At 63.6% G+C, this 26064-nt stretch carries 29 protein-coding genes; 15 read left to right on the top strand and 14 right to left on the bottom strand.

Features of this window, described 5'->3' with window-relative positions; all coding sequences use genetic code 11:
* Nucleotides 1-31: 31 nt before the first annotated feature.
* Together NVV93_RS15235 and NVV93_RS15230 are read right to left on the bottom strand one after the other, a co-directional pair.
* Entirely contained in the window at nt 32-1219 is a 1188-nt protein-coding gene (locus NVV93_RS15235) for an acetate kinase (RefSeq protein WP_258251487.1), read from the bottom strand.
* A gap of 5 nt (nt 1220-1224) precedes the next feature.
* On the bottom strand, nt 1225-1557 hold the full coding sequence (locus NVV93_RS15230; protein WP_258251486.1) for a DUF3565 domain-containing protein: 333 nt from the start codon (nt 1555-1557) through the stop codon (nt 1225-1227).
* On the opposite strand from NVV93_RS15230, the gene NVV93_RS15225 reads away from it, so the two are divergent.
* The 6 genes from NVV93_RS15225 to NVV93_RS15200 all read left to right on the top strand — a co-directional run bounded on the left by NVV93_RS15225 (nt 1526) and on the right by NVV93_RS15200 (nt 7916).
* Nucleotides 1526-2011, top strand: a complete 486-nt coding sequence (locus tag NVV93_RS15225) for a peptidylprolyl isomerase (protein ID WP_258251485.1) — start codon at nt 1526-1528, stop codon at nt 2009-2011. The genes NVV93_RS15230 and NVV93_RS15225 overlap by 32 nt on opposite strands.
* Before the next feature lie 72 nt (nt 2012-2083).
* Nucleotides 2084-2566 (top strand): glutathione peroxidase, encoded by a 483-nt coding sequence (locus NVV93_RS15220; RefSeq protein ID WP_258251484.1) that lies wholly within the window; start codon nt 2084-2086, stop codon nt 2564-2566.
* A 372-nt stretch (nt 2567-2938) separates the two neighbouring features.
* On the top strand, nt 2939-3676 hold the full coding sequence (locus NVV93_RS15215; RefSeq protein WP_258251483.1) for a nitroreductase family protein: 738 nt from the start codon (nt 2939-2941) through the stop codon (nt 3674-3676).
* Nucleotides 3677-3912: 236 nt separating this feature from the next.
* Entirely contained in the window at nt 3913-4503 is a 591-nt protein-coding gene (locus NVV93_RS15210) for a TetR/AcrR family transcriptional regulator (protein ID WP_258254387.1), read from the top strand.
* A gap of 59 nt (nt 4504-4562) precedes the next feature.
* Nucleotides 4563-5669, top strand: coding sequence for an NADH:flavin oxidoreductase (locus NVV93_RS15205; RefSeq protein ID WP_258251482.1), 1107 nt, complete (start codon nt 4563-4565; stop codon nt 5667-5669).
* Between the two features lie 384 nt (nt 5670-6053).
* A complete protein-coding gene (locus NVV93_RS15200; protein ID WP_258251481.1) occupies nt 6054-7916 on the top strand; it encodes an ABC transporter ATP-binding protein in 1863 nt (620 codons plus the stop codon).
* 328 nt (nt 7917-8244) lie between these two features.
* Here the strand turns inward: NVV93_RS15200 and NVV93_RS15195 are convergent, their stop codons facing one another.
* Both NVV93_RS15195 and NVV93_RS15190 read right to left on the bottom strand, forming a co-directional pair.
* A complete protein-coding gene (locus tag NVV93_RS15195) occupies nt 8245-9345 on the bottom strand; it encodes a CapA family protein (RefSeq protein ID WP_258251480.1) in 1101 nt (366 codons plus the stop codon).
* A gap of 373 nt (nt 9346-9718) precedes the next feature.
* On the bottom strand, nt 9719-11056 hold the full coding sequence (locus NVV93_RS15190) for an amidohydrolase (protein ID WP_258251479.1): 1338 nt from the start codon (nt 11054-11056) through the stop codon (nt 9719-9721).
* 90 nt (nt 11057-11146) lie between these two features.
* Here NVV93_RS15190 and NVV93_RS15185 point away from each other — a divergent pair, with 90 nt between their 5' ends.
* The 3 genes from NVV93_RS15185 (at nt 11147) to NVV93_RS15175 (ending at nt 13512) form a co-directional block, all read left to right on the top strand.
* Nucleotides 11147-12091 (top strand): LysR family transcriptional regulator, encoded by a 945-nt coding sequence (locus NVV93_RS15185; RefSeq protein WP_258251478.1) that lies wholly within the window; start codon nt 11147-11149, stop codon nt 12089-12091.
* A 41-nt stretch (nt 12092-12132) separates the two neighbouring features.
* The gene (locus tag NVV93_RS15180) at nt 12133-12855 is read left to right on the top strand and encodes a lipoate--protein ligase family protein (RefSeq protein ID WP_258251477.1); all 723 of its coding nucleotides are present in this window, start codon (nt 12133-12135) and stop codon (nt 12853-12855) included.
* A gap of 69 nt (nt 12856-12924) precedes the next feature.
* Complete coding sequence (locus NVV93_RS15175; RefSeq protein WP_258251476.1) at nt 12925-13512, top strand: DUF4157 domain-containing protein; 588 nt, start codon at nt 12925-12927, stop codon at nt 13510-13512.
* A gap of 241 nt (nt 13513-13753) precedes the next feature.
* Here the strand turns inward: NVV93_RS15175 and NVV93_RS15170 are convergent, their stop codons facing one another.
* The 3 genes from NVV93_RS15170 to NVV93_RS15160 all read right to left on the bottom strand — a co-directional run bounded on the left by NVV93_RS15170 (nt 13754) and on the right by NVV93_RS15160 (nt 15894).
* The gene (locus NVV93_RS15170) at nt 13754-14467 is read right to left on the bottom strand and encodes a tRNA (adenine(22)-N(1))-methyltransferase TrmK (RefSeq protein WP_309137396.1); all 714 of its coding nucleotides are present in this window, start codon (nt 14465-14467) and stop codon (nt 13754-13756) included.
* Between the two features lie 241 nt (nt 14468-14708).
* On the bottom strand, nt 14709-15206 hold the full coding sequence (locus NVV93_RS15165; protein ID WP_258251475.1) for a hypothetical protein: 498 nt from the start codon (nt 15204-15206) through the stop codon (nt 14709-14711).
* A gap of 193 nt (nt 15207-15399) precedes the next feature.
* Nucleotides 15400-15894, bottom strand: a complete 495-nt coding sequence (locus NVV93_RS15160; RefSeq protein WP_258251474.1) for a helix-turn-helix domain-containing protein — start codon at nt 15892-15894, stop codon at nt 15400-15402.
* 112 nt (nt 15895-16006) lie between these two features.
* Here NVV93_RS15160 and fabF point away from each other — a divergent pair, with 112 nt between their 5' ends.
* Entirely contained in the window at nt 16007-17281 is a 1275-nt protein-coding gene (fabF, locus tag NVV93_RS15155) for a beta-ketoacyl-ACP synthase II (protein ID WP_258251473.1), read from the top strand.
* 191 nt (nt 17282-17472) lie between these two features.
* Here the strand turns inward: fabF and cysZ are convergent, their stop codons facing one another.
* A complete protein-coding gene (gene cysZ, locus NVV93_RS15150; protein ID WP_258251472.1) occupies nt 17473-18219 on the bottom strand; it encodes a sulfate transporter CysZ in 747 nt (248 codons plus the stop codon).
* 530 nt (nt 18220-18749) lie between these two features.
* Between cysZ and trxB the strand changes: the two genes are divergently transcribed.
* Nucleotides 18750-19697 carry a thioredoxin-disulfide reductase gene (gene trxB, locus NVV93_RS15145; protein WP_258251471.1) on the top strand — a complete coding sequence of 316 codons (948 nt, stop codon included), beginning with the start codon at nt 18750-18752 and terminating at the stop codon, nt 19695-19697.
* A 161-nt stretch (nt 19698-19858) separates the two neighbouring features.
* Here trxB and NVV93_RS15140 read toward each other — a convergent pair whose 3' ends face one another.
* The 5 genes from NVV93_RS15140 to NVV93_RS15120 form a co-directional block, all read right to left on the bottom strand.
* Nucleotides 19859-20200, bottom strand: a complete 342-nt coding sequence (locus NVV93_RS15140; protein WP_258251470.1) for a HopJ type III effector protein — start codon at nt 20198-20200, stop codon at nt 19859-19861.
* Entirely contained in the window at nt 20197-20490 is a 294-nt protein-coding gene (locus NVV93_RS15135) for a DUF1244 domain-containing protein (protein WP_258251469.1), read from the bottom strand. The genes NVV93_RS15140 and NVV93_RS15135 overlap by 4 nt, the downstream gene beginning before the upstream one ends.
* Complete coding sequence (locus NVV93_RS15130; protein ID WP_258251468.1) at nt 20487-21020, bottom strand: hypothetical protein; 534 nt, start codon at nt 21018-21020, stop codon at nt 20487-20489. The genes NVV93_RS15135 and NVV93_RS15130 overlap by 4 nt, the downstream gene beginning before the upstream one ends.
* 22 nt (nt 21021-21042) lie before the next feature.
* Nucleotides 21043-21726 carry a dihydromonapterin reductase gene (gene folM / locus NVV93_RS15125; protein ID WP_258251467.1) on the bottom strand — a complete coding sequence of 228 codons (684 nt, stop codon included), beginning with the start codon at nt 21724-21726 and terminating at the stop codon, nt 21043-21045.
* A gap of 200 nt (nt 21727-21926) precedes the next feature.
* Nucleotides 21927-22532: a PilZ domain-containing protein gene (locus tag NVV93_RS15120; protein WP_258251466.1), complete on the bottom strand. Its 606-nt coding sequence runs from the start codon at nt 22530-22532 to the stop codon at nt 21927-21929.
* Between the two features lie 351 nt (nt 22533-22883).
* Here NVV93_RS15120 and NVV93_RS15115 point away from each other — a divergent pair, with 351 nt between their 5' ends.
* Both NVV93_RS15115 and NVV93_RS15110 read left to right on the top strand, forming a co-directional pair.
* Entirely contained in the window at nt 22884-23333 is a 450-nt protein-coding gene (locus NVV93_RS15115) for a flavodoxin (RefSeq protein ID WP_258251465.1), read from the top strand.
* Nucleotides 23333-23797 carry a cupin domain-containing protein gene (locus NVV93_RS15110; RefSeq protein ID WP_258251464.1) on the top strand — a complete coding sequence of 155 codons (465 nt, stop codon included), beginning with the start codon at nt 23333-23335 and terminating at the stop codon, nt 23795-23797. The genes NVV93_RS15115 and NVV93_RS15110 overlap by 1 nt, the downstream gene beginning before the upstream one ends.
* Before the next feature lie 208 nt (nt 23798-24005).
* On the opposite strand, the gene NVV93_RS15105 is transcribed toward NVV93_RS15110, so the two are convergent.
* Nucleotides 24006-24893, bottom strand: coding sequence for a LysR family transcriptional regulator (locus NVV93_RS15105; RefSeq protein WP_258251463.1), 888 nt, complete (start codon nt 24891-24893; stop codon nt 24006-24008).
* An 88-nt stretch (nt 24894-24981) separates the two neighbouring features.
* Here NVV93_RS15105 and NVV93_RS15100 point away from each other — a divergent pair, with 88 nt between their 5' ends.
* Nucleotides 24982-25365 (top strand): CidA/LrgA family protein, encoded by a 384-nt coding sequence (locus tag NVV93_RS15100; RefSeq protein ID WP_258251462.1) that lies wholly within the window; start codon nt 24982-24984, stop codon nt 25363-25365.
* Complete coding sequence (locus NVV93_RS15095) at nt 25355-26041, top strand: LrgB family protein (protein ID WP_258251461.1); 687 nt, start codon at nt 25355-25357, stop codon at nt 26039-26041. Before NVV93_RS15100 ends, NVV93_RS15095 begins: the two co-directional genes overlap by 11 nt.
* The last annotated feature ends 23 nt before the right edge of the window (nt 26042-26064 follow it).

The following is a 26064-nucleotide window of genomic DNA, read 5'->3' as shown; positions in this document are numbered from 1 at the left end:
GTGCTGCGCGCCTCAGCCCAACCTACAAAAATCAGCTATCCAGTAGCGTCAGGGTATCCAGGGCGATCTGCCGTTCCTCGTTGGTCGGCACCACCAACACGCGCGGATGCCCGTAGCTCTGGATCGCCCCGGCGACTCCGCGGATGCAGCGGGCGTTGGCTTCCTTGTCCAGCGCGAGGCCGAGCAGCTTGAGATGCGCCACGGTCTTGCTGCGGATCAGCGGCGAATTCTCACCGATCCCGCCGGTAAAGATCAGCCCATCCAACTGCGGTAGCGCGCAGCTCATCGCGGCCAGGGATTTGGCCAGGCGATAGCAGAACACCTCGATGGCCAGGGTGGCGCCGGCGTGGCCTTGCTCGCGCGCCTGTTCCAGGCTGCGCATGTCGTTGGACAAGCCGGACAGGCCGAGCAGGCCGCTTTCTTGATTGAGCACGCGTTCGATCTGCTCCAGGTTCCAGCCCAGGGCGCGCGCTAGATGGCTGTGCAGATTGGGGTCGACATCGCCGCTGCGCGTGCCCATCGCCAGGCCTTCCAGCGGGGTCAGACCCATGCTGGTGTCGCGGCTCTGGCCGTTGACGATGGCGCAGGTCGAACAGCCGTTGCCCAGATGCGCCGATAACCAGCTGCTGTCGCCGCTCGACAAGCCGGCCATGTCCGCTGCACGGTGGCTGACATAGCGATGGCTGGTGCCATGGAAGCCGTAGCGGCGCACGCCGTGCTGGCGGTACAGCGCATCGGGCAGGGCATAGCGGTAGGCGTGTTCGGGCATGCTCTGATGGAAGGCGGTATCGAACACCGCGACATGCGGCAGGGCCGGATAGAGCTTGAGCGCCGCCTCGATGCCGAGCAGGTTGGCCGGATTGTGCAGCGGCGCCAGCGGCGCGGTGCTGCGGATCGCCTCGAGCACCTGAGTGTCGATCTTGCGTGCATTGCTGAAATGTTCGCCGCCATGCACCACTCGATGGCCAATGCCATGCAGCTTACCGCCGGCTGCGCTTTGCACCAGCGGCAGCAATTGCGCGAGCGCTGCGCGGTGATCGGCGCTGGGAATCATCAGGCTGTCCTGCTCGCCGCCGCGTTGCCAGCGCAACACGGCCTCCGGATGGCCCAGGCGCTCGGCGATACCGCTCAGGGAGAATTGCCCGTGCGCTTCATTGACCAGGGCGAATTTGATCGACGAGCTGCCGCAATTGATCACCAGGATGTTCCGTGCCGGCATCGCTATTACTCCTTATCGGTGTCGCTTTCCTGAGTGCACCAGCCGCACGCGAACTGCTGGCCTAGCTGCGCGGCGCGCAAAGCGGGATCGAGCACCCAGGCGCGCGATTGCCACGGTGGTTGATGGCGCAGATGTTGAGTATGGCCGCAGGACAGCACAGCCACCCAATGGCCGTCCTCGTCCTGGCGAAAGTCGAGGATTGTCGGGCTGGCGGTGGGTGGCCGTCTATCCGCGTGTGGGTCGCTTTCATCGGTTTGCTTGTTTAAACTTGCCCGTTCCACATTCTTTCGCAAAGGTTTCGCCCTCATGCTGATCGCCGCCAACAAGGCCGTCTCCATCGACTATACCCTCACCAACGACGCCGGTGAGGTGATCGACAGCTCCGCAGGCGGCGCGCCGTTGGTCTATCTGCACGGTGCCGGCAACATCATCGTTGGCCTGGAAAAAGCCTTGGTTGACAAGCAAGCCGGTGACGAGCTGAACGTGACCATCGAGCCGGAAGAAGCCTACGGCGAGTACAGCGCTGAGCTGGTCAGCACCCTGAACCGCAGCATGTTCGAAGGTGTCGACGAGTTGGAAGTCGGCATGCAGTTCCATGCCTCGGCGCCGGACGGCAGCATGCAGATCGTGACCATCCGCGACCTCGATGGCGACGACGTAACTGTCGACGGCAACCACCCGCTGGCCGGTCAGCGCCTGACCTTCCAGGTTAAGGTCGTCAACGTGCGTGACGCCAGTGAAGAAGAAGTCGCTCACGGTCATGTGCACGGTGAAGGTGGTCATCACCATTGATTCTGCTGCTAAGCTGAATTTCACCGGAAAGGCGCCTGCGGGCGCCTTTTTTGTCAGTTATGGGAGTCTGAGATGAGTGCCTTTCACGACGTCAATTTACGCGCGCTGGACGGTCAGGAACTGCCGTTGGCGCCCTTCAAGGGTCAGGTAGTGCTGGTGGTCAATGTCGCCTCCAAGTGCGGTATGACCCCGCAGTACGCGGGCCTTGAGAGCCTGTATCAGCAGTATCGCGACCAAGGTTTCAGTGTGCTGGGCTTGCCGTGCAACCAGTTCGCTGGGCAGGAGCCGGGATCGGAAGACGATATCCGCGAGTTCTGCAGCCTCAACTACGGGGTGAGCTTTCCGCTGAGCGGCAAGCTGGAGGTTAATGGTCCGGCCCGGCATTCGCTGTACCGCCTGCTGGCGGGCGAGGGCGCGGAGTTCCCCGGCGATATCACCTGGAATTTCGAGAAATTCCTGGTTGGCAAGGATGGCCGGGTCCTGGCGCGCTTCTCGCCGCGCACCACGCCGGAAGATCCGGCCCTGATCCAGGCAATCGAGAAAGCCCTCGCCTAAGAACCTGTTTACGATCTGCTGTGCGTCGGCCCTGCGGCGTTAAAACAGGCTCTAGTTCGCGAGGTCGTAAACAGGCTCTGAGGGAATCCGACCGGCGCAATGCCGGTCGGAGCTAGTGGTCTGTTTGGTTAATTCAGTTAGTCAATTTCGGCGCCTGAGATCCTGATACTGCGTTACCGCTCCTCGTCATAGCCCTGCTATGACTCGTCGCGGCGCCTTGTCTCAGAGCCTCAGTCATCCGAACTTGAGATAACCAATTAACCGCACAGGCCACTAGGCTGTTTCTGCCAAATCGTGCTGTTTTCCCTGCCAAGGCTTGTTGATCGTGGCTGTCAGACGGCTTAATTGACGTCTTGCTCAAGGAAAACCCTCATGACCAGTTTTCGCACCGATGATCCAGTCACCCATGCCTCGCCCACCGCGCTGCGAGCGCTGATCGAAAGCCGTCGCTCTGTACGCCGCTTCACGGCTGAGCCGGTGCCTGACGAAGTGATCCGCGATTGCCTGGAAATGGCCGTGCTGGCGCCCAACTCCTGCAATCTGCAGCCGTGGAGTTTTCAGGTGATTCGCGATCCGGCGCTGCGCGAGCGGCTGGTGCCGGTGTGCATGGGCCAGAACGCCGCCAAGGCGCCGCTGCTGATCGCCGTGCTGGCGCGCCCGGATACCTGGCGCGAGGCTTGCGACAATGTCCTCAAGTACTGGCCGGAGGAGAAAATCCCGGCAATCACCCGCGCGTTTTACTCCGGCAAGGCGCAGTTCCAGTACAACCAGGGTCCGTTCGGCTTGCTCGGCCTGTTCAAGCGCCAGCTGGTGCGGGTGGTCGGCCTGCGCAAGGCATTGATGCGCAAGCCGCACAGCAAGGCGGAGATGCGCGTCTGGGCGGTGAAGTCCACGGCACTGGCCGCTTCGAATCTGATGTTGGCGTTCCAGAGCCACGGCTATACCAGCTGTCCGATGGAAGGCTTCGACGAAGTGCGCCTGCGCAAACTGCTGGATATTCCGCGCCAGGCCATCCCGATCATGATTCTCGCGGTCGGCCGGCAAGGCGAGCGGGCGATCTACAACCCGCGCCTGCGCTTTCCGCTGGAGCAGCATGTGACTTGGCTGTGATTTGGCTCCCCTCTCCCGTTTACGGGAGAGGGGCCGGGGGAGAGGGCAAGTCGGCCCGAATGTGATGTCAGGCGCCTTTCCCTCTCCCTAGCCCTCTCCCACGAATGGGAGAGGGAGCAAAGCGTGCGCTGGATCGGCCAGCGTGCTGACATTCACAAGACGCGCTGCTTCTAACCCGCAATCACCGAAATCGATAGTGCTGGGTGGACGAGACGACCGGTCATATCCTGCCGGCCATGAATACCAGCACCCGACTCGACAAGCGTGACCTGATCCTCGCCAAAGGCGCCGAGGTGATGACCCGGCGCGGTTATCACGGCACCGGGGTGCAGGAGATCGTCCAGGCCGCGGGCATCCCCAAAGGCTCGTTCTACCACTACTTCGCCAGCAAGGAAGACTTCGCCCTGCAGGCCCTGGAACACGTCTACACCCCGCGCCTGGCTCGCTATGAGCAAGCCTTGGGCGATCCGCGGCTGAGCCCGCGGGCGCGCATTCTCGCCTACTACGGCGAACTGCTGGCGCATTTCGAACAGCAGGAAAAACTCGAATACCACTGCTTCATTGGCAGCCTGAGTTTCGAGATGGCCGAGCTGTTGCCGGCCATCGGCGCGCAGGTCGATGCGGTGTTTCAGCGCTCGGCGGCGCTTCTGCAGGCGTGTCTGGAGCAAGCCCAGGCAGTTGGCGAGTTGGCGGTCGATGAGGATTGCGCCAACCTCGCGATATTCATCACCAATGCCTGGCAAGGTGCGCTGACCCGTCTCAAGGTCGGTAATCCGGCGCCTATCAAAGCTTTCGTAGTACGCCTGGAACATCTGTTGCAGGCCTGATTTTTTAAAACCCGCTTAACGAGACGACCGGTCATCTGGCCGGCATTCAGGAGCTTCGCATGACCGTAAAAGCACTGTTCGAACCCTTCCGCCTCGGCACTCTGGAACTGCCGACCCGTGTGGTGATGGCGCCGATGACCCGTAACCTGACGCCCGGCGGCGTGCCCCACGCGCAAGTGGTCGAGTATTACCGTCGCCGCGCTGCCGCTGCCGTCGGCTTGATCATCACCGAAGGCACGGTGGTCGACCACAAGGCCGCTAACGGCTATCCGGGCGTACCGCATTTCTATGGCGCCGAGGCGCTGGCCGGCTGGAAGAACGTAGTCGAGGCAGTACACGCCGAAGGCGGCAAGATCGTCCCGCAACTCTGGCACGTCGGCGCCGTGCGCCGTCTCGGCGTCGAACCGGATGCCAGTGTGCCCGGCTACGGTCCGAGCGGTAAGGTCAAAGACGGCGTGGAAATCGTCCACGAGATGAGCAAACAGGATATCGCTGAGGTCATCGCCGCCTTCGCCCAAGCCGCCAAAGACGCCCAGGCGATCGGCATGGATGGTGTGGAAATCCACGGCGCTCACGGTTATCTGATCGATCAGTTCTTCTGGGACGGCAGCAACAAGCGCACCGACGAGTACGGCGGCAGTCTGGCCAACCGTTCGCGCTTCGCCATCGAGCTGATCAGCGCGGTGCGCGCCGCAGTCGGTCCGGACTTCCCGATCATCTTCCGCTTCTCGCAGTGGAAGCAGCAGGACTACACCGCGCGCCTGGTGCAGACCCCAGAAGAGCTGGCCGCCTTCCTCGCGCCGTTGTCCGCGGCTGGCGTGGATATCTTCCATTGCTCCAACCGCCGCTTCTGGGAGCCGGAGTTCGACGGTTCCGAGCTCAACCTGGCCGGCTGGACGCGCAAGCTGACCGGCAAACCGACCATCACCGTCGGCAGCGTCGGCCTGTCTGGCAGCGAGTTCACGCAGTTCCTTGGCAAGACCGAGGAAGTCGCCCAGCCAGCTGGTATCGAAGGTCTGCTGGCGCGCCTGAACGACCAGGAGTTCGACCTGGTGGCCGTCGGCCGCGCGCTGTTGAGCGATCCGGACTGGGCACTGAAAGTCCGCGAAGGGCGCCAGCAGGAGATCCTGCCGTTCAGCCGCGCGGCGCTGACCAGCCTGGTCTGAATTGATTTACCCCACGGTGTGCGGCTCGCCGCCACCGTCTTCTGGCCCCGGTAATCCCGGGGCTTTTTTTTGGCTATGTCCCGGTTACGTGTTGCATGGTCTCGCCCGGAACACTGGCGTCCAACCTGGTTCTACGGGTCTGACGTAGATTTTTTGTAGGAGCGGATTTATCCGCGATAGACGACGCCGCGGATCGCGAATGAATTCGCTCCTACCAAGGCGCTGAAACCAGCTTTGGGGTGGGTTACGCCGCTACGCAGCTAACCCGCCCTACAAAAGCGCCGCCAAGCGATTTTCCGCTCTGCCAGCGTTGCTGCGCCTAGGCTGAGTAGCAGCTCCGCGTGCGTTCGCAGGAGCGTGTCGATCCATCAGGTGCATTCGCTTATGCCCACACCCTCAGTTGCTCGGCCCTCCAGCACCATCATCACGCTGTATCGCGACCTGTGGCGGTACGCCGTTGGCATGCGCAAGCTCGCCGTGCTCGCCTTCGGCCTGTTGCTGGTTTCGCAGCTGTTCAAGCTGGCGGTGCCGTGGCTGACCGGCAATGCCATCAACACCCTACAGCAACAGGGTTTGGCTGGACTGGGCAGTGCCGGCATGTGGCTGGCCCTGGTGTTCGGGGCGACGGTGGCCAGCTGGTTGCTGCATGGGCCGGGGCGGGTGCTGGAGCGCAACGTGGCACTGCAGGTGCGCCGGCGCCTATCTGGCGAGTTGGTCGACAAGCTGTTTTCGCTACCGTTGGCCTGGCATGAGCATCATCACTCCGGGGAAACCGCGCATCGTTTGCGCCAGTGCAGCAACGCGCTGTTCGACTTCGCCCAGAGTCAGTTCATCTACCTGCAAAACGCCGTGAAACTGATCGGTCCGGTGATCGCGCTATGGCTGATCGCACCCTATGTCGGCGGCGTCGCGGTGATCGGTTATGGGGTGATCGCCCTGGTGATCACGCGTTTCGACCGGCGCATGATCGTCCTCGCGCACCGCGAGAACGAGACCGAGCGGCGTTACAGCGCGGCGCAGCTCGATGCGCTCGGCAACATTTTCTCGGTATTCGCTTTGCGCTTGCAGAAGGGCTTGGCGGCGCTGATCGAGCAACGCCTGCTGGCGATCTACCAGCCGCTGCGCTCGTCGATCGTACTCAACGAGTGGAAGTGGTGCAGCGTGGATATCCTCAGCGTGGCGCTGAGCTGCGGCCTGGTTGCGTTGTACGCGCTGCTGGCTTTGCGCGGTGTACACGATATCGATCTGGTGGCGTCGCCCACTGCTACGCCGACGCTGCCCTTGGGCAATCTGTTCATGGTCTACCAATACGCCGCCGAAGCCGGTGGGGTAATCACCGCCATCGCCGCGCACTTCCAGAGCTTCGCTCGCCAGCAGGCCGACTATGCCAGCGGCGATGTGATTCGCCAGGCCGTCGACTCGCATCTCGACGATGACGACTTCGCTGCCGCGCCGACTTGGCAAACGTTGCAACTCGACAATCTGCGCTTCTGCCATCCACGCGATATGCAGCGGCGGCGCGCCGACGCTGCCGACCAGCAGCGCCCGAGCCTGGCGGTGGAGCGCCTGACCCTGGAGCGCGGCAAACGCTACGCGCTGATCGGCAGCAGCGGTTCGGGCAAAAGCACGCTGCTGCGGGTGCTGTGCGGTCTGTATCTGGCCGAGCGCATCGAGCTGCGCCTCGACGCTGAGCCGCCGCTCAGCTCCGCCACGCAAAGCTCGGCGGTGTTGCGCACCATCGCCACGCTGATTCCGCAGGAGTCCGAGTTGTTCGAGGGTTCGCTGGGCGAGAACCTGCTGATCGCCGAACGCCGCGATGGGGTCGCCTCGGAGCAGGACCTGCAGGACGCGCTGGGCGTGGTCCGCGCCAGTGCCTTTATCGATAGCCAGGCCGGCCTGGAAACCCGGGTGGCCGAGCGCGGCGCCAACTGGTCGGGTGGCCAACGCCAGCGCCTGGCCCTGGCGCGCGGGGTGCTGGCGGCCAGTGACTGCGGGCTGCTGCTGCTCGACGAGCCGACCGCCAGCCTCGATCCGGAAACCGAACAGGCGGTGTACGCCAACCTGTTCGCTGCCTTCCGCGAAAGTTGCGTGATCTCCTCGGTGCATCGCCTCAATCTGCTCGAACACTTCGACGAGGTGTTGCTGATGCACGATGGCGAGCTGATCGCCCGTGGCACGGTCGCCGAATTGCACGCGTCGTCGGCCGACTTTCGCGCCTTGCGGGCGGGGCAGCGGGCGGCGCAGTGATCGGCAGTTCCCTGCCTCCAATGCGCGGTTTGATCCGCGCAGCCCTTCGGGTCCCGGTAAGCGGTGAAGAACCTTTTTATGGCGATGTCCCAATTGCGTGTTGAGGCGTACAGGCTAGGTAGGTGATACCTGAGGCGATGACTCGTAGGGTGGGTTAGCCGTAGGCGTAACCCACCAGCCCTGCTGGACGCCGGTGTCCAGGGCGACGCCGGCGGTGGGTTACGCCGCTGCGCGACTAACCCACCCTACAAAAGCGGTGCGCAACACTTAACTGAGACATAGTCTTTTTAATGTCTTGCTTTAGGGCCCTGGGCCGGGCTTGGCGCGCCTACCTCTGCAGCGTGAAGGCATTGTCCGGACCCAATTGGATGCGGCTGCCCAAGCGTGCGCACTCGCGCGCTAGGTTGTGCTGCAGCCAGTGCCGGTCCTCCGCGTCGGCGCGGCACAGGCGCAAGCGCTGGAGGCGGGTGGGGACCAGTTCGAGCGCCTGCAGGCGCCCGTCCGGCTCCAGGGTGGCGAAGTACAGCAGGCCCAGATCGCCGCGAAAGTCCGCGTAGCCCTCGATGCCTTCGTAGTCGTTGAGCAGGTCGCCGCAGCCATACAGGATCAGGCGCTGGCGGTACACCTCGATGCCCTTGACGTGGTGCGAGGAATGCCCGTGCACCAGGTCGACGCCGGCCTCGTCGATCAAGGCATGGGCGAAGCGCAGCTGCTCCGCTGGGATATCGAAGCCCCAGTTGCCGCCCCAGTGAATCGACACCAGCAGCCGATCCCCCGGGCCCTTGCTCGCGCGCAGGCGCTTGGCCAGCGGGCCCAGGCTGTGCGGCGACAGGTCCGCCAACCGCGCCACCCCAGCACGCTTGTCGGTGGCGGCCCAGTCCGCTGGAATGCCGCTGTCGGCCGCGCCGAGGCCGAACACCAGCAAACGCCCACCGCCAAGCAGGGGCAGCACGGCAGGGGCTTCGGCCGCTTGCCGGTCGCGCCCGGCGCCGGCGCCGCGCACGCCGTGGCTCACCAGCGTCGCCAGGGTATCGACCAGGCCGGTGACGCCCCAATCCAACACATGGTTGTTGGCCAGTGTGCAGCAGTCGATGCCGGCCGCGCGGATGGCCGTGAAGTTCTCCGGACTCATGCGGTAATGGATGCCCTTGGGCGCCGGTCGGCCGTGACGGGACACCGCCGTCTCCAGATTGATCAGGCGCACGTCGGGCCGGCGCCGTTCGAGCTCGGCCAACGCATCACCCCAGACATAGGCGAAATCGACGGGGCGGGGAATCGGGCCGCTGCATCTTTCTGCCAGCCGCACGTAATCGTCGGCATTCTTCACGTAGGCTTCGTACAGCCGCGGGTCGCCGGGGTGTGGCAGGATGGCGTCGATGCCGCGGGCGGTCATGACATCGCCGGCGAGGAACAGCTTCAGCGTATCCATGGCAGCCTCCTGGCGATCCGCAATAGGGTCCGCCGCAGCGATCGGGGCAGTTCCCGATCGGCTTACTTTGCGACCGCCAGCGCCGCTTGCCAACAGCGGGCGAGGGGCGGCCATTTCCCAGCTACAAGGGCCAGAAACGAGGGGTTATGCAAGCGATACAGCGATTCTCGGTGCAAGCGGGGCTGGATGCCGAACGCCAGCTGCTCGACCAGATGCCCGGCGGCCATGGTGACTGCGCGCCGCAGCGCCCGGCATTGCGGCGCCGGCTGGCTCCCCGATGTGCAGCCGCGAGCTGCGCACGGGGCTATTTCCCTCGGCCCTTTCGGGAGAGGGAAAAGCGCTTGCGGGGTGACCCAAGCAGAGCCTGCGGCGCTCACTGGCCCGCGTTGAAGAACGCCAGCAGCGTCGCACTCATCGCCCGCGCGCCGGCGGCGATGGCCGGCAGTTCGACGACGAACCCCGAGGTGTGATTCATCGACGGCGGCAGCTGCTGCTTCTCGACCAGGTTCTTGTAGACATCCGGCTTGCCCGAACCGACCGCAATGAACACCACCGGGGTGTCCGGATAGGGGCTGGCGAGCATGTGAAAGTCCTCGGAGCCCATAACCGGCGGCATCCCCGGGAGTACCTTGTCGGCGCCCAGTTGCGCCACCAGTGCGGCCTGGGCCTGCTCGGTCTGCACCTTGGCGTTGATCACCGGGGTGGAATAGCCCTTCATGGTGTATTTCGCCGCATAGCCTTCCGGCACATCATTCATCACCAGCACGCCGGAGGTGACCGATTTGATCCCGGCAATCAGCCGCTCGCGCATCTGCTGGTCGTACCAGCGCAGGTTGAGCTTGAGCACCGCACGATCGGGAATCACGTTGTTGTTGACCCCCGCCTGCACGGCGCCGACGGTGAGCACGGCGGGCTTGGATTGGTCGACCATGCGGCTGACCACGGTCTGGTAACCCATCACCGCCATCGCCGCCATCACCACCGGGTCCTTGGTCACGTGCGGGGTCGAGCCGTGGCCACCGATACCTGGCAGCTCGACGTCAATCTGGTCGGTGCCGGCCATGCGCGGCCCGTCACGCAGGCTGACGCTGCCCGCCGGGACGACCGGCGAGACGTGCGCGGCGACCAGCACATCGGGTTTCGGTGCGAAGTCGTAGAGGCCGCCGTTGACCATCGCCACGGCGCCTTCGAGGATTTCCTCGGCCGGCTGGGCGACCAGCACCAGGGTGCCGGACCACTGACCCTTGAGCTGCACCATCACCTTGGCGACTTCCAGCAGCCAGGTGGTGTGCGCATCGTGGCCACAGGCGTGCATCACCGGTTGGCTGGGGTTGTTCAGCCAGGGGGTGACCTTGGTGCTCTGGTAGGGCAGGCCAGTTTCTTCCTTGATCGGCAGGGCATCCATGTCGGCGCGGTACATCACCACCGGCCCCGGGCCGTTGCGCAGGATGCCGACCACCCCGGTGGTGCCGATCGCGGTCTTCACCTCGAAACCCTGTTCGCGCAGGGTCTTGGCCACCCGCGCGGCGGTCTCCGTTTCCTGGAAGGCCATTTCGGGATTGCGGTGCAGCTGCTTGAACACCTCGACCAGCTGCGCTTCGTCTTGCTCTACGAGGCTGTCGATGCGCTTGTTCAGATCGCGAGTGGCGGCTTGGGCCGAGGCGGCACAGAGACTCAGGGCGAGGGCGCTGAGTAAGGGACGAAATGGCATGGCGACAATCCAATAGTTGTTGTTGTGCTAGCCAGTCTGCAAAGGCTGCGGTACAAGCGTCCAATGCAAAGATAATCAGGAATTGATGCATTGGCTGACTTAATCGACCTCAAGCGCATCCGCCACTTGGTGTTCCTCGGTGAGGAGCTGCACTTCTCCCGCGCCGCCGAGCGGGCGAATTTGTCGCAGACCGCCTTCAGTCGCAGCATCCAGGCGCTGGAGGCAGAATTGGGCGTGCGCCTGTTCGACCGCGACACCCGTTCGGTGGCGCTGACCGCCGCCGGCCGCCAACTGCTGGCCCGCGCCCGCGAGCTGCTGAGCAGCGCCAGCCGGCTGAGCGCCGAGGCCAACCACATCGCCCACGCCGAAGGCGGCGAGCTGAGTTTCGGCGCCGGCATGATGGCCGCCAACCTGTACCTGCAGGACGCCCTGAGCACGCTGCGCCAGCGCCTTCCCAAGCTGATGGTGAAGGTTGAGGTGAACCACTGGCATCACCTGATCCAGCAGCTCGACCAGGAGCAGATCGAGTTCTTCGTCGGCTACACCAACGAGAAGGTCAGCGATCCGCGCTTCGCCATCACCCCATTGCCGGCGCAACCGGCGTCGATTTTCTGTCGCCGTGACCACCCCTTGGCCGTGCAGCAGACGCCCATTACCCGCTTGCAACTCGCTGCCTATCCCTGGAGCTCGGTGCGTGCCAGCGATACGCTGCCCGTCCAGCTGCGCGCGGCGCTGGACTTGCCGGCCGGCACGCCGGTGCCCCTGGCGTTGAGCTGCAACGACCTCAGCCTGCTGCGCGAAACCACCCTGGCCAGTGATGCCCTGCTGTTCACGTGGAGGGCCTGGTTGGAGGCCGATCTGCGCAGCGGCGCTCTGGCCGATCTGGCGGGGCGACTGCGGCCGGCACTGCCGCCGTTGAGCCTCACCTGTGCGATCGTCTGCCATGCTGGACGCAGCCTGTCGCCGATCGCCCGCCAGGCCATCGAGCTGATCCAGGCCAGTGCCCAGCGCCAGATCGGCGATTGGATCGCGTGACCCTAAACGCCGCCCAAGAGCTGAAATATCAGGGGAATCCTATGCAAGCGATACGCGAATTTCGGGTGGAAGAGGGCTTGGATGCCGAGCGCCTGTTGCTCGATCAGGTGCACGGCGGTGCGGGCGACTGCGCGCTGTTGTGCTGGCAGCCGAGCGAGCAGGCGCTGGTGATGCCGCGCAAGTTCAGCCGATTGCCGGGCTTTGCCGCGGCCTGCGCAGCGAGCGAGGCGCAGGGCTGGCCGGTGGCCTTGCGCGACACCGGCGGCGAGCCGGTGCCGCAGTCGCCGGGCGTGCTGAATGTCGCCCTGGTGTATGCCGTACCGCCACAAGACACCGAGTTGACTCGCCTGGAATCCGCCTACCTGCGCCTGTGCCAGCCATTCTGTGCCTGGCTCGCGGCGCAAGGGCTGGAGCCGGGGCTTGGCGCCGTGGATGGGGCGTTTTGCGACGGCCGCTACAACATCACCCTGAATGCGCGAAAATTGGCCGGTACCGCCCAGCGCTGGCGTCGCCGACCTAACGCCGGCCCGGCGGTGGTCCTGGCCCACGCGGCGGTGATGATGGATAACCAGCGCGAGGCGATGGTCGAACTGGTCAATGCGTTCTATCAGGGCTGTGGCCTCGATGAGCGCTGCCGCGCGAGCAGTCATGTGGCGTTGGCCGAATGTCTCGATCAGCCGTGGGCCTCGGTCGACGAATTGCCGGCACTGTATCGGCAAACTCTGGTCGAAGCGGGGCTGGAGTTGTCGGAACAGTTGCGCTGAACCGAGCGCTCCCAACCCATCTAAGAGGTAAGTCCAGCCTGGCTGGGCTGTCGTTGTTCTGGAGACCCCATGTTGATTGCGTGTTTGCCCAAGTCCTTGCGACTTGCGCTGTTGTTCGTTTCGCTCGGTAGTCCGGCGCTGGCGTTCGCCTGCCCGCAAGGGCAGTTCGAAGTCTGCGTGACCGCCTGTGTGTGCGTGCCCAACGCCGGCGAAGTGCTCGGCCCGCTGTACGAGCAAATGACCCAGGTCGCCGCACCGGTGTTGCAGCAGTGGCTGGTTCAATCCCGAGATTCGGCAGCCCTCGAAGGCACGCAGGCGATCCCGCTGAATATCAAGATCCAGCTGGAAAAATATTACTCGCTCGAGGTGCTGGAGAGCGTGCGCTACAAGGTCGGCGATAACAGTGAAATGAGCGCCGCACGCACCATGCTGCAGAACCCGGATATCACCGCGGTCACCCTGATCGACATCATCGTGTTCCGCACGGAAGACGATGCGCTGAACAATGTCGCCCTGTGGGCGCACGAGCTGAAACATGTGCAGCAGTATCAGGAGTGGGGCGTGCAGGAATTCGCCATCCGCTACACCCGCGACTTCAGCGCCGTGGAAGCGCCGGGCTATGAGATCCAGCGCGAAATTGCCAAAGCGTTGCGGTGATGGGCGAGGGTGGCCTATGGACCGTTCTTGACGCGTTCACCGGTTTCGGCCAGAAGCGGATGTTCGTGATCGACAGCTTTCGACCCAAACCAGCCGGTCGCGATAGGCATCAACCGGCCACTTTCTGCCCGGCACCATCGACCGCTTTAGGTCGTTTGCGAAGGCCAAGAGAATATACGTTCAAGCTGTGCTGCCGGTGCGCTGCGCGCACTCATATCCGAAGCGCACGGGCATCAGCCCTTCAGCGCCTCTCGCCTCCTGGTGCAAGCAGTTCGCTGATCCACCTGGCCTGTTGAGCGACCTCTTGCACCTTCTCCTCAGGCACGGCCTTCCGCGCTCGGGCGAAGTTGGTCAGGGTCTGCTGCTTCAGACGCAATATGCGCTGCCACTTGGCTAGAAATGCCGAGCTGCGTTCCTGCAATTGAAGTGGGCCGAAGTACAGCTCCTCGGCGCTATACATCGCCGGCCCGATGCGCTCGGCGACAATAATTTCGTAGTCGAAGCGGTTTTCCCGCAGCACTTCCTCGCAGAGGATGCGGTAGCCATTTTCCATCAGCCATTTGCGCAGTGGCTGCTCGCCGCCGTTGGGTTGCAGGATCAGGCGTTCCTCGCCGCTCAGGTGTGCCTTGCCGCTGTCCAGGATATCGCGGATCGTCTCGCCGCCCATCCCGCAGAGGCTGATCGCCGTGATCCCGTCTCCTGGCTCAATCGCTGCCAGCCCATTGGCCAGGCGTACGGTGATTCGTTGGCTCAGGCCATTCTCGCGCACGGTACGTTGAGCCGAGTGAAACGGCGTCAAGGCTACCTCGCCGGCTACCGCCGCCGCGATGACGCCACGGTTCATCAATGCTACGAGCAGGTAGCCGTGATCCGAACCGATATCGGCCAGCCGCGCGCCTGCCGGCACATGCGCCGCCACGCGATCCAGGCGCACGGACAATCTCTGTTCGTTCAACTGCAATCCCTTTTCACCACGGCCGCCTGGTACGTTGGGCCGAATCGGCGCGAGATTTTGTCGAGCAACACCCTGCATGGCAAATTCCTGCGACCAGTGCCATGGCTCGATGACTCCAGGGTCCGCCCACAGCGGCCCGGCCATGGGTTGCTTCTGGCCGTTCATAGCCCCTCGCGCGAGTCAGCTTTCGGCCAATCGTGGTCTGCCCCGATAACCTAAATAATCTGTCCGCTTTCCTCTTTTATGGGCGGACGCCTGGGGTACCGCGAGCGTTCTTCTTTTGCAGGATCTGCGACGCTTCGTTGTAGGCATTCTGGAAAGCTTCGCCGCCGATCCAATCCACTGCCGTGTCGTCGTCCTCATCGTGGAAGATCCCGCGATAGGTAATCAGCAGGCCCATCATGAAGTCGGTGGCCGCCTCTTCCGCTTCCTCAGCGACCACCAGCTCCAACACCGGGTATTGCAGGAACACCAGGCACATCGCTAGCAGGCTGATGCCTTCGCCGACTTTCATCGCCTGGAACAGATCGTCGAAGTGCGCCGGGTCGAAACCGTTCTCTTCGATGTCTTTGAAGTCGAAAGTGCTCAGGTCGATTTCGACATCATCGAACGGCTCGTTGATCAGCGGATTGGCCAGCACCGGATGTACGAGATTGGCTTTGGACTTGCCCGAACGGTTCTGCTTGGCCTTGGCTTTGGCCCGCTGTGCGCGTTTTTGCTGTTTATCTGGGGAGGCCATGGAGGCGAGTTCCTTGTTCAATGCAGCCATATTCATGGCCCGGGGTAATCGGGCGCACAGTGTATTAGCCTTGGCGGGGTTCGTCGGCCAAAGGGGACAGATTTTCCCTGCTCTGAACGGCCATTTGCGGCCAATCAAGCAGTGACCTGATTTTCAAACGTGCATTGAGTGACAGCTCTGGCGCAGCTACCACTCAGTCCTGAACGCTCTTCATGCGCCCCAGCCGTTCTTGCATGCCTTGACTGGCGCCGGGCCCGTGCACCACTTCGCACTCATCCCATGGCACCACCCGGCCCTCGGCGGCATCGACCATCATGGGCTGCAGCGTCCGACCTGTCGCCCGGTCTACAACCTGGACACTTACCTCGTCCTGGACGAAATGCCTGTTGCCCCATGCGATCAGCGCGAAGAGTACACCCTTGAGGTCACGGCCTCGTTCGGTCGGAATGTACTCATGTCGCAGCGGTTTGACGCTGTAGGCGCGGCGCTCCAGCAATCCTGCTTCCACCAGCGCGTTGAGCCTGCGAGTGAGCATGTTCGGCGATATCTCCAGGCTTCTGGAGAAGTCGTCGAACCGACTCAATCCCTGCAGGGCATCGCGCATGATCAACAGGCTCCACCACTCGCCAACGCGCTCCAGGCTGAGCGCGACCGGACATTCGGAATTCAGAAGGTTCTTGCGCTGCATCGAGGTAGCTCACCGCTTGTATAGGAAAAATTCTGCTTTGGGTGTTACTTTCATAATGAAAGTGACGTCCTTCATCCAGATATTACCAAACAGCGAAAGGAGTGAAACCCTCATGAGAAAGCGTGTCGTCGTTACCGGAATGGGCGCGGTCACACCGCTTGGCTGTGGCGTCGAGCACGTCTGGCAGCGCTTGCTGGCAGGCGAATCGGGTATTCGTCAGCTCCCGGAGTCACTGATAGGCGACCTGGCCATACGAATTGGCGGCCAGGTTCCGGGCGTCGATGAGGATCCCGCCGGCGGGTTCGACCCCGAATGCGTGCTTCCCCAGAAAGAACAACGCAAGGTCGATCGCTTCATCCTGTTCGCGCTGGCGGCTGCGGAAGAAGCGCTGGCGCAGGCGAAGTGGGCACCGGAATCGCCGCGGGAACAGGAACGCACCGCCACCATCATCGCCTCCGGCATCGGCGGTTTCCCGGCTATCGCAGACGCCGTGCGTACCACAGACAGCAAGGGCCCCCGCCGTCTGTCGCCGTTCACGATCCCGTCGTTCCTGTGCAACCTGGCTGCCGGCCAGGTCTCCATTCGCCACCGATTGAAAGGGCCGCTTGGCACACCGGTGACAGCTTGCGCTGCCGGGGTTCAGGCCATTGGCGATGCGGCTCGCATGATCAGGGCTGGTGAAGTGGACGTGGCGCTATGCGGCGGCGCCGAAGCCGCCATCCACCGGGTCAGCCTGGCCGGATTCGCTGCCGCTCGCACCTTGTCGAGCGCATTCAACGACAGGCCGGAAAGCGCATCGCGTCCGTTCGACGAGGCGCGAGATGGCTTCGTCATGGGCGAAGGCGCCGGCCTGCTGGTAATCGAAGAGCTCGAGCATGCGCTAGCACGCGGGGCCACGCCGATAGCCGAACTGGTTGGCTACGGCACCAGTGCGGATGCCTACCACATCACCTCGGGGCCGGAAGATGGCGATGGCGCACGGAGGGCGATGCGGCAGGCATTGCAGCAAGGGGACGTCGCTCCAGGCCAGGTTGGCCACCTAAATGCCCATGCCACATCGACCCCGGTGGGAGACAAGTGCGAGCTGGCGGCCATCAAAGCCGTCTTCGATGGCGGGCCGTCGCCGGCGATCAGCGCGACCAAGTCCTCTACGGGGCACCTGTTGGGCGCAGCGGGCGGGATCGAGGCGATCTTCACTGTGCTCGCCTTGCGCGATCAGGTCGCTCCGGCGACGCTCAACCTGCTCGATGCCGATCCCTCTGCCGACGGGCTGAACATCGTTACTGGCGGCCCTCACGCGATTGAAACCGACTATGCGCTTTCCAATGGTTTTGGCTTCGGGGGGGTAAATGCCAGCGTTCTGTTCCGCAGGTGGGCCGATCAATGAACAGCCGCAACCCTGCACTTCACCACTCGGCACTGGACTGCGATGGAGCCATTACGCGACAAGCGAGGCACGAAGGGACGTAAAAGGGGACAGATTTATTTCCCCCTCAGCACAAAAGCCCGCTTTTGAGCCGCTAGCCGCCAGTCACTAACGAGGCATCCCTCTCGTGGCTGGCGGGCTATCTGCACGAGTTACTTCACCAATTCCTTGTCACCACGCTCGCGTACCCAGAACAGCGTTGCGCCGGCCACCGCGGCCGGCATGGCCAGCAGGTTGACCACCGGGATCAGTAGCGCCAAGTAAGTGATGCCGCCAAAGCCCAGGCTCTGCCAACGCTTCTCGCGCAGCCAGGCGAGCATCTCGTTCCAGCCGAGCTTGTGGTTGTCGGCCGGGTAATCGATGTACTGGATGGCCATCATCCATACGCCGAACAGCAGCCACAGCGGCGCGGCGATCAGGTTCAGTCCGGGGATGAACGACAGGATGAACAGGCCCAAGGCGCGCGGCACGAAGTAGCTCAGCTTGCGCAGTTCGCGACCCAGGGTACGCGGCACCATGGCCATCAATTCGGCCCAGCTGAAGGCCGGGAAATCATCCTGACCGCGCACCACCACTTCGACTTTTTCCGCGAGGAAGCCGTTGAACGGCGCGGCGATGATGTTGGCGAGCATGGTGAAGCTGAAGAACACCATCAACAGCACCAGCACCACGAACAGCGGCCAGAGGAGGTAGTTGAGAAAGCCCAGCCAGTCCGGCAGGGTCGGCATCAGGTGGTCGACCCAACTGCTGAAGCCATTGACGGCAAAGCCGATCAGCGCGGCGAACAGCAGCACGTTGACGGCTAGGGGCAGCAGGACGAACAGCCGCAGGCCGGGGCTAAGGACCAGTTTCAGGCCTTCGCGCAAATATTGCGGGCCACTCAGCGCGGGGGCGGACATAGGATTCACCTCGATTGGATTCGCGCCGACCTTACCGATTTCGCCCCGCAGTGCCTAGCTTGGTGGCGGATCGATGCACGCCACGATGCGCCGCCGTTTGGCTGGCTCCAAGCGCGGTCGGCTGGCTTGGTCAGGGCTTGCGGGCTTTCGCGTACTTTGGGCAGCGCGCGAGGCCGATACGCGGGGTAACAAAATCGCAGGGTAGGGCGGCCAGTTCGGTCGGCTGATGTTCCCCTCCTGAAGCATCTGTTGATCTACGACAACCCCGGCGCGTCCGAGAAGGGCAAAATTTACCCAAGGTGGCCAACCCTGCTCTGCAGATAGGGTGTGGCTATGGCGTGGATTGGAAATCGAAACTTCCGTGGCGCACGTTCGGCGCTTAGCCTTGCCGACAATTCTCTTGCATTGGCTGCAAGAGCCAGGCGCCGCTTGCCGGTCGCTCACGTTTTTCAGGGACCACCGTCGTCTACGAGCCTTCCCCAAGTGCTTGGTGGTCCCTTTTTATTCGCTCGCCTCGCAAGGAGATCGTCATGTCTGAAGTGCGTCACGCCAAGGTGATCATCCTCGGCTCCGGTCCTGCCGGTTACAGCGCGGCAGTGTATGCCGCGCGGGCCAACCTCAAGCCGCTGTTGATCACCGGCATGCAGGCTGGTGGGCAGCTGACCACCACCACCGAAGTGGATAACTGGCCCGGCGATGTGCATGGCCTGACCGGCCCGGCGTTGATGGAGCGCATGCAGCAGCACGCCGAACGCTTCGAGACCGAGATCGCCTTCGACCATATCAATGCGGTCGATCTGGCCGGCAAGCCGTTCACGCTGATCGGCGATAGCGGCCGTTACAGTTGCGATGCGTTGATCATCGCCACCGGTGCCAGCGCCCGTTACCTGGGTTTGCCATCGGAGCAGGCGATGATGGGCAAGGGCGTGTCGGCCTGCGCGACGTGCGACGGATTCTTCTACCGCAATCGCGAAGTGGCGGTGATCGGTGGCGGCAACACGGCCGTGGAAGAGGCGCTGTACCTGGCCAACATCGCCAGTAAGGTGACCCTGGTGCATCGCCGCGACAGCTTCCGCGCCGAGAAAATCCTCCAGGACAAACTGCAAGCGCGAGTTGCCGAAGGCAAAATCGTTCTCAAGCTGAACGCCGAAGTGGATGAAGTGCTGGGCGATGCCATGGGTGTTACCGGCGTGCGCCTCAAGCAACGCGATGGCGGCTATGACGAGCTGAAGGTCGACGGCGTGTTCGTTGCCATCGGCCACACCCCGAACACCGCGTTGTTCGACGGTCAGCTGACCTTGCGCGATGGTTATCTGGTGGTGCAGGGCGGCCGCGAAGGGAATGCCACCGCGACCAGCGTGCCTGGCGTGTTTGCCGCGGGTGATGTGGCTGACTCGGTGTATCGCCAGGCGATTACCTCGGCCGGTGCCGGGTGCATGGCGGCGCTGGATGCCGAGCGGTATCTCGACGGTCAGTAAGTTACAGCGCGCGGCACATGCCGGGCGGTTAACGCAAAACGCCGCTTACCTGTGAGGGTACGCGGCGTTTTTTATGCTTGTTGTAGGAGCGAATTTATTCGCGATGGAGGCGCGCGGAGTTGCCAATGTTCGCGAATGAATTCGCTCCTACACAGGCAGGCTCAGGCTTTGTGCTTGAGCGGCTGGTGCTCGAAACGCACGCCGGCCAGGCCGGTATCCATCAATGCACGGATATTGCTGTGGTCGCTGCCCTCCGGGCTGGCCAGCACGCTGCGGTAGTGTTCGCCGAAGCACAGCAGCGCTTCGTCCAGGCTCAGGCCTTCGAGCAGGGCCAGGCCGAGGGTCTTGCAGGAGCCTTCGTTCTGTCCGGCGGCATTCTCCACCGATCCGTTGCTGAAGGCGCTGGATTGGTAGTCGTAGAACTCGGCGATGAAGACCAGGGTGGCGGCAAACAGATGCTGGTCGCTGCGCAGGTTGGTGCGGAAGTCGGTCAAGGCACTCATTTTTTGCTGTTCGCCTCGAAAGCGGCCTGTTGGGTGGCATTGGCCTCTTGCTGGTACTTGGTTTTCCACTCGTTGTACGGCATGCCATACACCTCTTCGCGGGCCTGTTCGAGGCTGACGTCCAGACCGCTGTCGTCGGCCGCGGCCTTGTACCACTTGGACAGGCAATTGCGGCAGAAACCGGCCAGGTTCATCAAGTCGATGTTCTGCACATCGGGGCGGGCGCGCAGGTGCTGAACCAGTTGGCGAAAGGCAGCAGCCTCAAGTTCAAGTTGTTGTTGCTCGGTCATTGCAGGGCCCTCGTTTGAGCGAGTGGGGAAAGGGATAGCGGATGTGCGACGGCAGCTGCGGGAGGCCGGGCGGCGAGCGCTTCCTGGCGGGCCTTGGTGCATTCGTCGCGGAACTGCTGGTTGTACGCGTTCTGACTGAGTTGGTAGACCGACTCGTCGACCATCAGTGCCTTGATCAGATTGTAGAGTTTGTCGCGCTCTTCCAGCTCGTGATAGCCGTATTTCAAGCCGATGAAGTCGGAGAACGCCACGTTGAGAATCATCAGCGCCAGCCATTTACGCTGGATTTCCTCGTCGCTGGGTAATTCGCCACCCGCCGCCAGCAGGCTTTCGGCCTGGCGCAGTAGGTGGGGTTTATCGAGCAGGCCAAGGTCGATCTGAATCCACGAATCGCGACCGGCCTTGATGTAGTCGAGCGTGGCCTTCTGTTTCTGCGAGCGATACAGAATTACCGGAATCACGATGCTCGCCGCCCCGGTGAGCAGGGTGGAGACGAAGGTGGCGATGTCCATTACCTGTTTGAAGTCCATGACGGTTCCGGTCCGCTACTGATCAGTTGTTACGCAGGTGGCGGCCGCCATTGATGACGATATTGCTGCCGGTGCTGTAGTTGGAGTTGAGCAGGTAGAGCACCGCCTCGATCAGCGGCTCGGCGCCTGGCTCGAATTTCAGCAGGGCCTTGTTCAGGGCTTTCTGCTGGTACTCGTGGTTGCTGTCTTCCTTGAAGATCAGCAAGCCCGGGGAAATCGCGTTGACGCGGATATCCGGCGCGTACATCTCGGCGAACGACAGGGTCATGTTCTGCAGCGCGGCCTTGGTCGCGGCGTAGGCGACATGGCCGCGACTGCCGCGCGAGGCGCTTTCGTCGCAGATGTGGATGATATCGGCCTTGGTGGAATTCTTCAGTAACTCGCCCAGCGCCATGTTCAGGTGAAACGGCGCTTCAACGTGGATCTTGAACATGGTGGTGAGGTTGTCCAGATCATCGTCGAGCCACAGCGAAGCGTTGTGGATGATGCCGCGCAAGCTGCCGAAACGGTTGCTGACGAAGGCGATCAATGCCGCGCGATCGTCGTTGCTGCGCAGGTCGGCTTGGAACGTGGTGATCCGTGAGTGCGTGACGGTGGCTGGCGAACGACTCACCGCGAGCACGTCGAAGCCGGCCTCGGCCAGCTGCTGGGCAAGTTGCTGGCCAACGCGTTTGTTGGTGCCGGTGATCAATATAGGGCTGGTCATACGGGCTCGATCGGTTGCGAAAACTCTGTCCGAACGGACTGCCTTGAATAGCTGATGCAGCGAGCTGGCTGCCGCTGGGGGGCGGGCTCGCCGGTCCGCCGTAAAGGTCAGCCGGTCAGTGCCGGCAACGTTACCGTAGTCCGCTGCGGGGCACAAAGCCGGTCGGTCCGGCAGCAGCGGGAAAATAGCCAGGCAGGGGCTTACAGCGGGCCGTCGGTCAGCTCGTTCAACTGGGGATGGTGATCGAGGATGAATTTGCGCAGCCGCTCATGTTGGCGGACTTTGTGCTGGCTGAGGCGATAGGCGATCAGATGCTGCTCGGTCTCACGGATCAGAGTGCCGCGCAACTCGATGGGTTGCGCATCGGGGACCGGCATCCACAAGGTGAAGCGTTTGGGAATAGGTCGGTCGCGGACTTCAACCAACAGGCCACTTTGCGACAGCGAGTGCAGCCATAGGCCGCTGGCCTTGCCGTCGGCATCCAGCAGCGCCAGCGGTTCGGGGAACGGTAGGCGCCAGGGCCGGTTGGCTGCGGCTTGCTCGACGATGGTGGGTAGGCCGAGTTGCACATGCAGGGCGTGAAACTCATCTTCCACCAGATGCACCGGGAAGGAGACCCGCTGGTTATCGATCTGCGCTTCGATGGTCAGATGTTCATGAACCGCCAGGCGGGCGAGCAGCTCCTTGGTGCGCTCACCGCCATCGACCAGCAGCGCGGTGGTCGGCGGGTCTGCCGGGCGCGGTGCATTCTGCAATTCGCGGATGAACTGCAGTTCGTCGTGGGTCAGTATCGATTCGTCTTGCATCTATTCGAGGCTCGCGCAGATGAGGAGACAGCGTACGACCGTAGGAACAGCGATTGGTTGACCCGGAGCAGCTATTGCGGCGCTCACGAGGCCGCCTGTCGGTCGGCAAGGATTCAATGCCGCCGCGTGAAGTGGTTCCGGCGATATACCTGAAGGGTAGTCGATCCGGCTGCCGCAACCCAGAGGTGGGGCGGCAAATCACCGTGAGCTAGTCGACATCGTGGACTATCGTGCAAGAAACCTCCACAGTCGCGCCGGCTGCGCTGGCGCGGGGATGCGACCGACTAGGCGATGACGGAATGCATTGCGGCATAATGTCCGCCTCTTATTCAGTCAGCTTGGGGGTAATTCATGAAAGTCGCCGTCCTCTCCGGTTCGGTCTATGGCACCGCCGAGGAAGTTGCCCGTCACGCCGAGCGCTTACTAAAAGCGGCGGGATTGCAGGCCTGGCACAACCCGCGGGCGAGCCTGGAAGAAATTCTCGCCTTCGCCCCGGAGGCCCTCCTGGTCGTGACCTCGACCACCGGCATGGGCGAATTACCCGACAACCTGCAGCCGCTGTACCACGCCATCCGCGACCGCTTCCCGGCCTGGAGCGGGCTGCCCGGCGGGGTGATTGCCCTGGGTGATTCCAGTTATGAAACTTTTTGCGGTGGTGGCGAGCTGGTGCGTGAGCTGTTCGCCGAGCTGGGCATTCGTGAAGTGCAGGACATGCTGCGCCTGGATGCCAGTGAAACGGTCAACCCGGAAGCGGATGCCGAGCCCTGGCTCGCCGCGTTCGTCCAGGCACTCAACGGCTGATGGACCCTCGCGCCGCGGAACTGATCCGGAGCCTCGACCTTGCGGCGCATCCGGAGGGCGGCTATTACCGGCGCACCTTCCAGTCTGCGCAGATGATCGACGGCCGGCGCTGCTCCAGCGCGATCCTCTATCTGTTGCCCGGTGGGGTGAATAACCGCTGGCACGCGGTGGATGCCGATGAGTTGTGGCATTTCTACGAAGGCGCGCCGCTTGAGTTGCTGATCGCCGAGACGCCGGAGGTGGTGCGCATCGAACGCCTCGGCCCGGTGGCCTCCGGCCAGTTGCCGCAGCGCGCGGTGCCGGCGCATGCCTGGCAGGCGGCGCGCAGCCTGGGCGCCTTTACCCTAGTCGGCTGCACCGTGGCGCCGGAATTCCAGTTCTCCAGCTTCCGCCTGCTCGCTGAGGATGCCGCGGCGCAGCGCCAGTGGCCGCAATTGGTCGATCAGTACGGCGCGTTTCTCTAGGCTATGTACCCGTTAACTGTTGCGCATCGCTTTTGTAGGGTGGGTTAGCCGCGTAGCGGCGTAACCCACCAGCGGCATCGCCCGGAGCACTGGTGCCCAGCCTGGTCGGTGGGTTACGCCTACGGCTAACCCACCCTACGAATCATCGTCTCAGGCATCACCTATCGGTTTTGCACGCCTCAACACGTAATTGGGGCATAGCCTTTCTCTAACCCGGCAGCATCGGGCGTTCCTTCAACAACTCCAGCCAGGCCTGCGCCGCGCGTGACAGGTAGGCGCCGTTGCGCCAGATGAACGCGATGTCCCAGCGCAGGTCCGGCTCGCGCAACCGCAGGCAGACCACTCCCGGGCGGAGCAGCTTGCGGGCCACCACCCGCGGTAGCAGTACCACGCCCTGACCGGCCGCCACCAGGGCGACGAGGAAATCCGCCTGGCCGCTGCGCCCGGCCTCGCGGGGGATGAAGCCGGCCTGGCGGCAGGCCTGCAGCAGGCGGTCATTGAGGATGAAACTCTGCTGGTAGAGCAGGAACGGCGTGTCGGCGAGCTGGGCGAGGGCGACGTCAGCCTGTCCGGTCAGCGGGTGGTCGGCGGGCAGCAGCACCTCCAGCGGCTCGTTGCAGAACGGTTGCGCGGCGAAGGCCGGATCGTCGCGGGTGAGGCTGCCGCCCAGCTCCAGTTCGCCGCTCAGCACTAGCGCCTCGATGCTCTTGCTGCCGCCTTCCTGCAGGTGCACGACGATGTTCGGGTAGCGCCGGCGGTACTCGGCGAACAGCTCGGTGAACAGCGCGTCGCTGCCGATCAGCGGCAGGCCCAGGCGCAGTTCGCCACGCGCCAGCTGGCTGAGGTCGTCGAGTTCATGGTGCAGCTCGCGTTGCAGGCGCAGCAGCTCTTCGGCGCGGCGCAGCACCACGGCGCCGGCATCGGTCAGGCGGACCTGCGGGCCCTGACGTTCGAGCAACTGCACGCCGAGGCGCTGTTCGAGCTGCGCCACCTGCTTGCTCACCGCCGACTGGCTGGCATTCAGCCCCTTGGCGGCCTGGGTGAAGCCGCCGTGGTGGACCACGGCGACGAAGCTGCGCAGCTGTTTGAATTCCATTTTGGAATGGCCTGTAGTCGAGCAATTCGCTTTTGGGATGATAGCCGCCGGCGTAGCCTCAAACCATCTGGAATTGAGGATTGCCGTCATGTACCGCACGTCGCTGCGCTTCGTCCGTCTGTGTACCGAACTGGCCGTACTGATCGGCCTGTACAGCGTCGGCACCGCGCTGGCCGCCTGGCTCGGCTGGCCGATTCCCGGTGGCGTGTTCGGCCTCGCCCTGTTGCTGCTGGCGTTCGCCAGCGGCTGGCTGCGCCCGGCGGCGCTGAAACTCGGCGCTGGCCTGCTGCTCGCCGAGATGCTGCTGTTCTTCATTCCGGCGGTGATGAGCCTGCTCGACTATGGCGCGCTGCTGCGCAGCGAGGGCTGGCGGATTCTGCTGGTCATCGGGGTCAGTACCTTGCTGGTGATGCTCAGCACCGCGCTGGCGGTGGAGTGGGTGTGCCGCTGGAGTGCGCGGCATGAACACTGATCTGCAGGCCTGGTTCTGGCTGGCGCTGACCCTCGGCGTCTATGTTTTCAGCCGCTGGCTGTACCGGCGCAGCGGCCGCTACCTGCTGTCGCCGCTGCTGCTGGTACCGGCGGTGCTGCTCGCCGTGGCCGTGCCGCTGCACATCCACTACGCCGACTACGCCGGGCTGACCCACTGGTTGGTGGCCCTGCTCGGCCCGGCCACCGTAGCCTTCGCCGTGCCGATCTGGCAGCAGCGCGGCATGCTTGCCCGCCATTGGCCGGCGCTGCTGGTCGGTATGTTGGTCGGCAGCGCGGTGGCGATCGGCAGTTCCTGGGCGCTGGCCAACCTGCTGGCGCTGGACGACAGCGTGCGCCTGTCGCTGCTGCCACGCTCGATCAGTACGCCGTTCGCCATGCCGCTGGCTGCTGACCTGGGCGGTGTGCCGGGGCTGACCGCGGTGTTCGTGCTGATCACCGGGGTACTCGGCGCCGCACTCGGCGGCGTGCTGCTGAAGTGGCTGCCGCTGCGCAGCAGCCTGGCCCGCGGCGCGCTGTTCGGCGTTGGTGCTCACGGTGCCGGCGCCAGTCGCGCCCACGAAATCGGCCATGAAGAAGGCTCGGTTGCCGGTCTGGTGATGGTGCTGATGGGCCTGCTCAATCTGCTCGCCGCGCCGCTGCTGGTTCAGTTGATCTGACCCGCAAGGCCAGCGCGCTGGCC

The organism is Pseudomonas sp. LS44 (genome assembly GCF_024730785.1).
Classification (GTDB): domain Bacteria; phylum Pseudomonadota; class Gammaproteobacteria; order Pseudomonadales; family Pseudomonadaceae; genus Aquipseudomonas.
The sequence above is the reverse complement of the archived record's forward strand: the minus strand, read 5'-3'. Positions and strand labels throughout refer to the sequence as shown.